The sequence below is a fragment of the Bradyrhizobium sp. genome (genome assembly GCF_049519115.1).
Classification (GTDB): Bacteria; Pseudomonadota; Alphaproteobacteria; order Rhizobiales; family Xanthobacteraceae; genus Bradyrhizobium.
Genome location: NZ_JBEKRB010000115.1, coordinates 1 through 8,059, shown reverse-complemented (window position 1 = coordinate 8,059; position 8,059 = coordinate 1). Strand labels below are relative to the sequence as shown.

Annotated in this window: 4 protein-coding genes and 1 pseudogene; 3 read left to right on the top strand and 2 right to left on the bottom strand. The window is 56.9% G+C overall.

Annotated features, from left to right (window positions below; all coding sequences use genetic code 11):
• The 3 genes and pseudogenes from ABSE61_RS35115 to ABSE61_RS35105 all read left to right on the top strand — a co-directional run.
• Positions 1 to 391: hypothetical protein (locus ABSE61_RS35115; protein ID WP_423875760.1), on the top strand; the 391-nt coding region annotated here is incomplete at its 5' end.
• Positions 392 to 542: 151 nt separating this feature from the next.
• Positions 543 to 1,367, top strand: a complete 825-nt coding sequence (locus ABSE61_RS35110) for a PEP-CTERM sorting domain-containing protein (protein ID WP_423875759.1) — start codon at positions 543 to 545, stop codon at positions 1,365 to 1,367.
• Positions 1,368 to 3,352: 1,985 nt separating this feature from the next.
• Positions 3,353 to 3,546: pseudogene (locus tag ABSE61_RS35105) on the top strand (IS21 family transposase); the annotation flags it as partial.
• An 18-nt stretch (positions 3,547 to 3,564) separates the two neighbouring features.
• On the opposite strand, the gene ABSE61_RS35100 reads toward ABSE61_RS35105, so the two are convergent.
• Together ABSE61_RS35100 and ABSE61_RS35095 are read right to left on the bottom strand one after the other, a co-directional pair.
• Entirely contained in the window at positions 3,565 to 4,158 is a 594-nt protein-coding gene (locus tag ABSE61_RS35100) for a PEP-CTERM sorting domain-containing protein (RefSeq protein ID WP_423875758.1), read from the bottom strand.
• Positions 4,159 to 4,356: 198 nt separating this feature from the next.
• Entirely contained in the window at positions 4,357 to 7,593 is a 3,237-nt protein-coding gene (locus tag ABSE61_RS35095) for an efflux RND transporter permease subunit (RefSeq protein ID WP_423875757.1), read from the bottom strand.
• Between the last annotated feature and the right edge of the window lie 466 nt (positions 7,594 to 8,059).

Here is an 8,059-nt window from a genome sequence, read left to right as displayed (position 1 = left end):
ACCCCAGAACCTGCCCATCCAGGTAACCATTATCGCAGGCGCAGGCGGCGGCTCCAACGATGGCGTTGGCGCCATTGCTGCCGGGCAGAAGCCGGCGATCACCGCAACCGTCGCGATCAATGACATCTTTCTGGAGCCTGGTCTGATCGAGCCCCTGGTGGCGGCGGAACTGGCCGAGATTTTCATGTCCGCCCAGAACAAAGACTGGAATCCAGGCTGGAGCGACGGCGAAGCCTTATCGAGGGTATCCGGCCAAATTTTCTATCCAGAGAACGCCTGGCTGTTCGCCACCTGCTCCAGTTGGTACAATGAGGGCACCTATGCGGCGCCAGCCGACTGGGTCGACAACGTCGAGCACACGGAACGAAGCCTAGCGGCAACGTGTGCCTGAAAATGGTGCAACCAGCGGATTGACAGGGTGGAGCAGCGCTGAGAAACTTTCTTTCATTAAATGCCGGTCGAATAATTTCTCGGAGAGAATCCACGGGCTTTGAGCCCAAATGTATTTGAGCCCAAATGTATTGGACACGGGGGGTTCGAAAATGAAGTCTATTCTTTTAGCCGCCGGTTTCATCCTCGCTATCGGTTCGCAGGCATCAGCGGTCACTGTTCTTCCAAACGCAGTATGGACCGGCACCGTGAATACCGACTTTGTCGGACCTCCCGGCAATGCGTGCTGTATCGGGACTCAGACGCCCGTCACCGGGCCAGGTACTATATCGAGCACACCGTTTACGAGCTTCTATGGTGCGTCCGGCATGTCCCAGGTCATCGCCAGCGATGCGCCGCCTTCAATTACTGCGTCATCCGCAATCACCAAAACGGACAGTTTTGGTGAGGAAATAGGGACCGATGCAAGCGCGACCCTGAAGTACTATGTGCAACTCAACGGTCCTGTCGGCTTCACTAACTTATCCGTGACGTCGAATGGTTCGCTGTCGTCCACTGCCGGCTCGTTCAGCAACGAGGCCCTTGTTGTGGGGAATACGACGATCGGAAACCTGCAGTCTGTTGGGGGCGTCTCCTCTATCGGGGGGCAGAGTTTTGGAATCACTGCCGGATTTAATCCGAACGGTTTCGTCATGCAGGACACATTGCAAGTGTTTGCGAACCAACCGATAGAGGTGCTTATGAGCGTTGAAGCCGGCACAAGCGTCAACGCCAATAGTTTATCATCGGCAATGGCGTTTCTAGATCCGTTCTTTTCGGCGGGACCTAACTATACCATATCGATCAGCCCTGGGGTAACCAACGTGGCAGGCGCGGTCCCCGAACCCTCCTCTTGGGCGATGATGTTCCTGGGCTTCTGCGGGCTCGGCTGGCTGGCTTATCGACGACGCACAAGCGACGCGGTGCACTTCGCCTGATCTGCGTTGCGGTGTCACTGAAGCACAGACCGCCAGACCGCCTTCGGCGGACTTTTGCTTTAGGCCGGCTATCCGCTTCGCCCCGGAACTCGCCGTCCTGCCCAGCGGATCGGCCACTATCTCGTATAAGACCGGTGCAGGCGCGGCGATCGCACTCCGCCATCGATCTCACCTCACTTTCATCCCGCCAGAACGGTCCGGGCGTGCTGCTGCTGCTTGCTAAGTTCGCAGCGATCCGAGGCGGCGGCCCCCGCATTCGCTTCCAAGCCAGGATGAAATCGGCCTCATCGAAATCTACGAAACGAACCCAATCTTTCCTACCGCCCTTGTCGTTACCTGCGAGCGGCCAGTGCCGCGAAGCCCTCACCCGTGTCGGCAAGGACAGCGGCAGCCTGCTTTGCTGCTTCGCAATTTACTGATTTTCGCTCCACCATTCCGGCCGCCGGACCTTGTGAGGTATGCGAGTGGCCATCCGCTGATCGTCGGGACGCCGTCACAGCGAAGCCTGTTGCAAAAGCTATTTGAGATTGGTCCGAAACACGAAACACGCTCCCATGAGCCGTCGCCCGTCGGTCGCTCGCCGCAATCAGGCGGTGCGGCCCGAGCTGAAAAGATCACGCCGACGAGCGACCGCAGCGTCCGCCGATGGTGCAATGTCAATGGTTGGTTTATGTTCGTCTTCGCTGAAGGGTGAGCGGCGGGAAATCTTCGTTTTGTTCGTTGCGCCGAATCCCGCGCCGTCGGCCCTGTCGTTTCCGACAGCCCCCGGCATTTTTGCTGCGAAGCCAGCTATGGCAATAGGAGGCCAGTTTCAGGTGCGGCCCCTCTCATGTTCGGTCGCCTGCTTTGGCCTTGTCAACACCTGCCGACCTAACATCGGCAAATGTCCGCCGGTCAAAGAAGACCGGAAGTCGCCAGGCTATGGGCAAAGCGACACGAAATAACCCGCAGCGGATGATTCATAAGTTCGAGAGAATGTCCGTCAAAGCCGAGTGTTCAGGGGGCGCCCGAAAAACCGACGGTATTAGCATGCGTAACATCATACTAACGAAATACGCCAGTTGCATTGCAACAAGACTAAACAAGAACAACCAGAGACCCGCCCCAAAACCGCTCCTCTGTGCAGATATGCAACCGGTACAATGAGTAAAAATGCTGCAGGAATTAGGAGATAAAAGCGCTCAAAACGACTTATAAAAATTCCAGCAAGACCACTGGCTATGATCACATAGAACACCGCAGTCCCCCTCTTCGACGAACAAAACGTTCTCGTCGGCTTGTGCTCGAACCTACCTCAGCATTCTCTTGAGTCCCATCATTGCGGGCATGTTGTAGCCAACGACGAGATACCCAATCGCAGACGGGCTTCGGACGCCGAGCTTGGTCAGCAACTTGACCGCGTGTTGCAGCTTTGAAGGCAAGCACTGTGGGGCGGCTGACACTGCTGACAAGGTTGACGGACGCATTGTTTAAGACACTGATACACTGTCTCATCGCATTGGTTGCGGCAGGATATCGCAGCGCTGGCATTGCACGCTGCTAGGCGGTACTTTTGAGCCGTCATCGGAGTCAACGGCTCGGCGCTAAGAGCGTAAAAATTCGATAGCACCAGAAAACTTGCAACGATAAACCTCATCATATCCTCCCGAGGCTGCACAATTGGTTGCGATGGCCAGCGGCCGAGATTGTCGGTGGACCTAGGGCGACAATACGGCGAGCAAAAGACGAATTTGGGACTGCTGGTGCCATCTTCGCCGCTTCCATCTCGCCGGCGGCGATGCTACGAGCGCGTTTGGGCGGCGGCGATCAAGGTGAGACGTTAGCGACAATCAGGATGAGACTGCGCCGATGGGGGCGGACCGAAGGGAGGGCGTCGCCCGACCGAAGGACCGTCCCCATCGGCGTCGCGCTTTTCGGACCGGTCTGGCGGCCGGGTGCGGCTGGTGCAAGCTGTTGATTCATCTCGACAAGAGGGAATCGACGCCTTGCGTGGCCTTCACATCACCGACCACCAGATGAGGCTGTACATGAACTACCGACTGACATTGTCCCCCGAGGCCGCTGCGGCCAAGGCGGGGTTCTCGAATCCGAAGCGAGCGCGTATCGGATCGAGGACGATTTGCGCCTGCCATCGCGGAAGAAGGTGCCGAGTGGCCGGCGACGGTCAGATCCGCTCGCGCCCTATTGCTCAGGTGCTTCACACCAAGCCGTGAACGGTTCTACGCTTGCGACGATGCGCCAGAAGACCCAAGCCGGCAAGGCCAATCAACAGCATCGCCCAGGTCGAAGGTTCGGGCACAGGTGACACATTCTCGCTCACCAAACTGAAGGGGCTGCCGAGGGTATCACCGGAGCCAAGGTTGAACAGGTTAATGAGGTCACCTTTGGTGTCGACTAACTCGACACCTTCGGGGTCAAAATACCCGGGGAGCCCCGGTACGATGGTTGCGGGGGTGTAGTAGAGAATGTTGTCATACGGGAAACCCACGTTGGGATCATTCAGCTTATCCAAGCTGCTGGCTGAAGTGTAAGACGAGGATGGTCCATTAACAGATACCATACCGTTGGCTGTGCTCAGCACGGTATAGCCAGCGACGTTATAGCCAGCGACGATATGGGTCTCGTTCGCCGTAATAAACTGACCAGTCAGAGTTATCGTTATAGGACTGCTGTTGTCTGAAAAGACAAATTGATAGTTGAAAACACAGTCCGAGCCGCAGATGAGCGCGTTCGCGCCACGAGGCGCCATCAGCAAGCCAACAACGAGAACGCAAAAGACAAAGCGTTTCATTGCGCCGCTCCCCGCACGTTAAGCTCAAGTGCTATCTAAAGAATCTGATTCGCCGTCATTGAGTCAAGTCGGTTGTCCTTTCGAGCTTGCCTCAAGGTGCGGAATGCCCCTACGCTCTCAAAGTCTCTAAATATAGGCGATTAATTGTGCTGAGCCGCGCACGAATGACGGTGGGCCTGCTTTTGACGAGCGAGGGGATTAGGATCTTCGGAAACGGAAGCTGTTCAGATACAAATAGATCACGGGTGTGGAATAGAGCGTCAGTGCTTGGCTCAGGACAAGCCCACCTATAATTGAAATCCCGAGCGGTTGGCGCAGCTCGCTTCCCTCGCCAAAGCTAAACGCGAGCGGGAAAGCTCCAAGAACAGCAGCCATGGTCGTCATCATAATTGGACGGAAACGAAGTAAGCAGGCTTCACGGATGGCGTCTATCGAGCTCAAGCCCCGCTTGCGTTCTGCCTCGAGTGCGAAATCAATCATCATTATGGCGTTCTTCACGACAATGCCCATTAGCAGAATGACGCCGATCAGCGCCATGACGCTGAACTCTGTGTCAAACGCCATCAGGGTCAATAGCGCACCCACGCCCGCGGACGGCAGCGTGGACAGGACGGTCAGCGGATGAATATAGCTTTCGTAGAGCACGCCGAGCACGATGTAGATCGTCACTAACGCCGCGACAATCAGGTAGGGCTGCTTGGCCAACGAATCCAGGAAAGCCTTCGCGGTGCCTTGGAAGCTGCCCCGAATGGTCGCCGGCACACCGATACGGTTCATCACGGCTTCGATGGTGGCAACGGCCGTGCTCAGCGAAACGTGAGGCAAAAGATTGAAAGATATTGTTGTCGCCGCTAGCAGCCCCTGATGATTGACCGAAAGCAGCGCAGCACCCTCGGTGAAACTTGCGACCGCAGAGAGCGGGATCATCGTCTCCGGGCTTGTGCTAACCGCAGAGCCGGTGGAGACCACGCCGTTACCGGTCTGGCCAATCGAGTTGTTCGCGAGATTCCGCGCGGCCTGCGCATTTGCAGCCACGGCGACCATCGTGGTCGCCTGCGACACTACGGTGCCCGCGACCGCATTTGTCGCCTGCGACCCGCTGACCGACGCACCTGACGTCGAGATATAGACGTCCCTCAGAGTCTCTGGGTTCTGCCAGAAGCGCGGTGCCACCTCCATAATGACGTGGTACTGACTGCGGTCGAGATAGATCGTTGAAACCTGGCGCTGACCAAATGCATCGTATAGCGTGTTGTCGATTTGGCCTACGGTGATGCCGAGCCGAGCGGCGGCGTCACGGTCGATTGCAAGTCTGAACTCCAGAGCCCCGTTTTTCAGATCGCTGTTGACCTCGGCCAGCGTCGACTCGCGCTGCAGGGCAGCGACGATCTTCTGCGACCATTCGATGAGCTCGTCCAGCGATGGTCCCTGCAGAGTATATTGATATCGGGCGTTGCTGGCACGTCCGCCTACGCTGATGTCCTGCATGCCTCCAACAAAAGCAGTTGCTCCTGGGACGACAAGCAACTCGCGCCGCAGCCGAGTGGTTACGGCGTCGACGCCGACCTTGCGCTTACTGAGTGGATACAGCGAGGCGAAGCCGAAACCGGCATTCTTCTGGTCGCCGATGAAACCAACCGCCGTCTCGACAGCGGGGTCATTCTTGATAATTGAGAGGCACTGCGCCAGCTTTTCCTGCATAAATTGAAACGAGGTGCCTTGATCGGCTTCGATGAATACAAACACGCGGCCGGTGTCCTGCTGCGGGAAGAAGCCTTTTGGAATGACGTCGTACAGATAGAAATTGAGACCCAGAACCGCCGCTTGGGCGAGTATCATCAAGCGCGAATTTTCGAGCGTGGATGTTAGTGTCCTCTCATAAAAGCGAAGCATCATTTCGAAGAGATGCTCGCTCGCGCGGTACAATTTGCCGTAATCCCCGGCTCTTTTCCGGAGCAGAACGGCACACATCATCGGCGTGTTAGTAAACGCCATTGCAAGCGATATGAGGATCGAAATGGAAATCACCATCGCGAATTCGCGAAATACCCGGCCGACGATATCCCCCATCAACAGGATAGGGATGAATACAGCGATCAGCGAGATGCTCATTGAAAGCACGGTTAAGCTGACTTCGTTGGCGCCCTTAAGAGCCGACTCAAACGGCGCCATCCCAAGCTCGATGTAGCGGCTGATGTTTTCCACTACAACGATTGCATCATCGACCAAGAATCCGGTCGCCACGGTTAGTGCCGTCAATGAGATAGTGTCGAGGCTATAGCCGAACAGGTACATTATTGCGAACGTTCCGATCAGCGATACCGACACCGCAATGAGCGGAATCAACGTAGCCCGCGCGTTTCTCAGAAAGATAAATACGACGAATATCACAAGGAGTACCGCGATAATCAGGGTCCTCTCGACCTCCTGTAAGGAAGTTCGAATCGTGGTCGAGCTATCGAGTGCGATTCCGAGATCAATGGACGCCGAAACCGACGCCCTGAGAAGGGGAAGCAACGCCTTCACTGAGTCCACGGTCGAAACAATGTTTGCGCCCGGCTGCCGGTACAAGATGATGACCACCGCCGGCTTACCGTTTGCAAGTCCTGCATTGCGGACGTTTTCAACCCCGTCAGTGACCTCACCGACATCGGATAGACGGACGGGAGCGCCGTTTCGATAGGCGAGAATAAGCGATTTGTAAGCGTCGGGATTGCTGGCCTGGTCGTTGGAATAAATCTGGTAGCGCTTGTCTCGGACTTCGATGCCACCCTTAGGACTGTGCGCATTGGTGCTTGATAGCGCCGCGCGAACGTCCTCCAAGCCGATCCCGTATTTGTAGAGAGCCTGCGGAATCAAATCGACGCGCACCGCCGGCAGCGAGCTGCCGCCGAGCTCGACTTGGCCGACGCCCTCCACCTGAGCGAGTTTCTGCGCGAGCGTGGTCGAGGCGGCATCGTAGAGATTGCTGCGGCTGGCCGTATCCGAGGTGAGCGTTAAGATCAGGATCGGCGCATCGGCTGGGTTGACTTTGTGGTAGGTCGGATTGGTCCGCAGGCTGGTTGGCAGGTCAGCACGAGCACCGTTTATCGCGGCCTGCACGTCCCGTGCCGCACCGTTAATGTCCCGATCCAAGCCGAACTGCATGACAATGCGCGTCCACCCGATCGTACTTACTGAAGTCATCTCGGCTACATTCGCGATCTGGGTGAGATGGCGCTCAAGGGGACTTGCGACTGTCGCGGCCATATCCTGCGCACTCGCTCCTGGCAGCTTCGCTTCGATCGAGATGGTGGGGAAATCGACCTGGGGCAGCGGAGAGACGGGCAGCTTGAAGAACGCGACCGCGCCGGCCGCTGCTAAACCAAAAGTCAACAGCGTCGTGGCGACCGGCCGCAAAATGAAAAATGATAAAGGCACGGTCATGCCCGGCATTTAGGATGTCCTTGAACTTTCGGCCATTGTAAGCGGCATCACTGTTGAGTTCCGGTGACCAATATCGTTTGTGCGTAAACCTGTATGCCGAGGGATACTCCTAAGGACGGTTTTCCAATCACGCTTGATCCCGGAAGGTAGGCGCCTGACCGACGCTCCTAGTCTGCGCCGTCACGACCGGCGCCACAAGGTGCGGTGGACCGATGCAACGACAAACATCGACGTTGGCCTATACGCTAACGTCCGGCCACCCCGACCGCGTGCGCTGGTTGCGCTGATCGCACTGCTTCCGCCTTGGACGACCCGATGACGTCAAGATTTTTGCCTCCAAAAACGCGAGGTTGCGACAACACCGACGCAACACTGCTGCGAAAAGGCCAACGACGACGCGCCTTCGCCATTCCAAGTGTTTCTCACCGACAAACAAAAGTCCCGGGACCCGGCGCGCAGCCGTCGGCCGAAGAGC